Source organism: Mycobacterium sp. TH-M15, assembly GCF_057473705.1.
The window spans coordinates 1-2,829 of the sequence record NZ_JBYCLB010000371.1; the positions used below are offsets into that span (position 1 = coordinate 1).

A 2,829-nucleotide genomic window follows, 5' to 3' on the forward strand; every position below is an offset into this window, starting at 1 on the left:
GACGGTGTTCACCACGACCTGGAGCAGCACCGCCCGGGGATCGCGGCGACCGTCGGACCAGCCGATCGTCTGCCAGGCCCAGCGGTGCCCGGCCGTCGTCGAGTGCCCGATCACCCCGTCGTCGGCGGCCCACCCGCAGACCCGGTCGCTGCCATAGACCCCGGTGCGGTCCGCGCCGAGCACCGAGTTGAGCCCGCGGAACCACTGCAGGCCAACCCTTTTCCAGATGTCGCGGTCGATTCCTTCGTCGACGCTGAAGAAGATCGGCGCGGTATCCGGGCCGCCGGCGGCGCCGTGCAGCCGCAGCGCGGTCTTGGCGTCGGCCACCCCGCCGTCGTAGCCGCGGGTGAAGTCCGACGGGTCCGGCCAGTTCGGTTTACCGTACTGATAACAGCTGGCGACGTGCAGCCCCGCCGCGCGCAGGGCGTCGGTGTACTCGCGAGTGACCGGCTTGAAGTCGAAGTTCGCGCCCGGCCGCGACTCGGCCACATAGACCAGCGCGCCGGCGTAGCCCGCCGCCTTGATCAACTCCGGCGCGACGATGTTCTCGGTGAAGTCGATCAGCTGCTGGCCGGCCGCCGATGCCCGCGGTGCACCGACCGTCGCCGCCGTCCCCAATCCCAACAGCGCCGGTCCGGCGCCGGCGTATCTGAGCAGGTCACGCCGGGAGAGTGATCGCGGTGCGGCGCGTCCGCTCCGGGCAGGCGAATCGCACATCCGGTGATGCTAACAACATCACGGCACGCGAACCCGAACCTGCGCGCCTCCCCGGTGAACCGGCTAGCATCGCGGACATCTCGATCTATCCCCGCTCGCGATCGTGAGGAGACGTTGTCATGGCAGAAGTGCAGGGACCGCAGCGGCTCGGGCCGCTGACCCCGCTGGTCGGGGAGTGGGAGGGCGACGTCGGCGTCGACTTCTCCTATCACAACGCGGACGGCGTGACCGGCGAGACCGGCTACTTCGAGAAGGCATGGTTCAAGCCGATCGCGACAACGGTCAACGGTAAGCAGAGCCTGGAGGGGCTGACTTACCAGATGACGGCCTGGCGACACGGCGAAGAGGACATGGACCCGTTCCACGACGAGGTCGGGTATCTGCTGTGGGAGAAGGCAACCGGGATCGTCATGCGGGTTGTGGTCTTCGGCCGGGGGATCGCGATCCTGGCCGGTGGCCAGGCCGAGCCGCGTGCCAAGAAGATCGAGTTCACCGCCACCCCGGGCGAGGCGAACTACGGCATCCTGCAGAACGAGTACCTGTCGGAGAATGCCGAGTTGATCAACTTCACCGGCTCGTTCACCTTCGAGGGAGACGGAAAGTTCAGTTACGAGCAGACGCTGGTGCTGAAGCTGGCGGCCATGGGCGGTAAGGAGATGAACCACACCGACCGCAACACCCTGCACCGGGTCAAGCGCTACCACCCGGGTTCCGAGCACGCCTGAGCAGATGACCGGGCCCGATCCCGGCGCGGTAACCGTAGCGGCTCCACTCGGTGGTCGGGCTGACCCGGCCGACGCAGCATCAGCGCCGCCACAGCGACGACGATCTGCGTAAACGGCGGGCTGCGGCGATTCTCCGGGGGTGCCCTCCGGCCGGGATCAGGCTCGGTACGGGCATGCACCTGTAGCATCTGGGGGAGTGTCGCGAGCAAATCCGTAGCGGCGGAAGGGGCCGGTGATCATGACGCAGCCGTTCGGTTCGGCGCCCACGCTGACGGTGACCGTCGGGCCCGATCGATACGCTCTTGATCCGGCGAGCGGGCCGGTGGTGATCGGGCGGGAGCCGCAGGCGACCATCCGGATTCTCCGCGACGACCGGATCTCCCGCCGGCACCTGCGGGTGGAGCCGTACGCCGACGGGTGGCAGGCGATCGACACCAGCTCCAACGGCATGTACGTCGACGGGGTGCGGCGCAGTTCGGCGTTCATCACCGCGCCGACCACCATCCACCTGGTCGACGTCGACGGCGTTGCGGTGCAGTTCACCCCGGCCGAGCCGGTCGCGCCACCCGACCGGGCCGCGTCGGCCGCGGTGTCATTCGATGACGAGGCGGCTGCGTCCACCGTTGACACCGGTGAGCACGAGGTGTCGGACCCGTCGGTCCTGCGAGCGGGTCGCGCGGTGGCCGCGCGGCGCCGTGAACTCGACATCACCCAGCGCAGCCTGGCTCGGGACAAGATCATCAACGCGGGCACGTTGATCTCGTTCGAGAAGGGTCGCAGCTGGCCGCGCCGGTCGACGCTGACCAAGCTGGAAGACATCCTGGACTGGCCGCGCGGCACCATCGTGCGGCTGCGCACCGAAACCGGCGGTGCCGCGCCCGTGCGAGACGACGAGGCCACCGAGGTGATGACCGACAGCGTTCACGCACCGCTGATGGCCGAGGCCGTCGAGTTGGCGATGCACACCATCGAGGCCGCCGCGGCCGAGCTGCCCGAACCGGCCGATCCGGATTTCGGCGTCAAGGCCACCCCGGTCCTGGCCGACCTGCGGCGGCTGGAGTCGTTGGCGGCCAACGCCGCGAAGCACGCCACCGGCACCCCGTCGATCGTGCTGGCGCTGAGCACCGTGCGCCGTCGGTACAGCGAGTTGATGCTCGAGGCCGCGAAATCGCCGTCGGCGACCTTGGGGCAGCGACTCTACGAGGTGCGGCACCGCGCCGACCTCAACGTGCAGGAGACCGCCAACGCCGTCGGCCTGTCGGTGGAGGTGATCGCCGCCGCCGAAGCCGAAAGCCCGATCCCGGCCGAGGCGGCGGAGACGCTGAAGAACCTGGTCGCTCAGCTCTCGGTTAGCTGACGGGAGTGGGGGGGGGGGGGGGGCGGCGGG

3 protein-coding genes are annotated in these 2,829 nt (G+C 69.3%); 2 read left to right on the forward strand and 1 reads right to left on the reverse strand.

The window, feature by feature from the left end; translation table 11 throughout:
• Positions 1-717: DUF1906 domain-containing protein (locus tag AC2VNT_RS09105; protein ID WP_486946548.1), on the reverse strand; the 717-nt coding region annotated here is incomplete at its 3' end.
• 119 nt (positions 718-836) lie between these two features.
• Here AC2VNT_RS09105 and AC2VNT_RS09110 point away from each other — a divergent pair.
• Both AC2VNT_RS09110 and AC2VNT_RS09115 read left to right on the forward strand, forming a co-directional pair.
• Positions 837-1,442, forward strand: coding sequence for a heme-binding beta-barrel domain-containing protein (locus tag AC2VNT_RS09110; protein WP_486946549.1), 606 nt, complete (start codon positions 837-839; stop codon positions 1,440-1,442).
• A gap of 238 nt (positions 1,443-1,680) precedes the next feature.
• Positions 1,681-2,799: an FHA domain-containing protein gene (locus AC2VNT_RS09115; RefSeq protein ID WP_486946550.1), complete on the forward strand. Its 1,119-nt coding sequence runs from the start codon at positions 1,681-1,683 to the stop codon at positions 2,797-2,799.
• The last annotated feature ends 30 nt before the right edge of the window (positions 2,800-2,829 follow it).

What these genes read in the sequence shown, in the direction of transcription:
- AC2VNT_RS09110 (WP_486946549.1), top strand. Translation starts at nt 837, where the DNA reads ATGGCAGAAGTGCAGGGACCGCAGCGGCTCGGGCCGCTGACCCCGCTG.
- AC2VNT_RS09115 (WP_486946550.1), top strand. Translation starts at nt 1,681, where the DNA reads ATGACGCAGCCGTTCGGTTCGGCGCCCACGCTGACGGTGACCGTCGGG.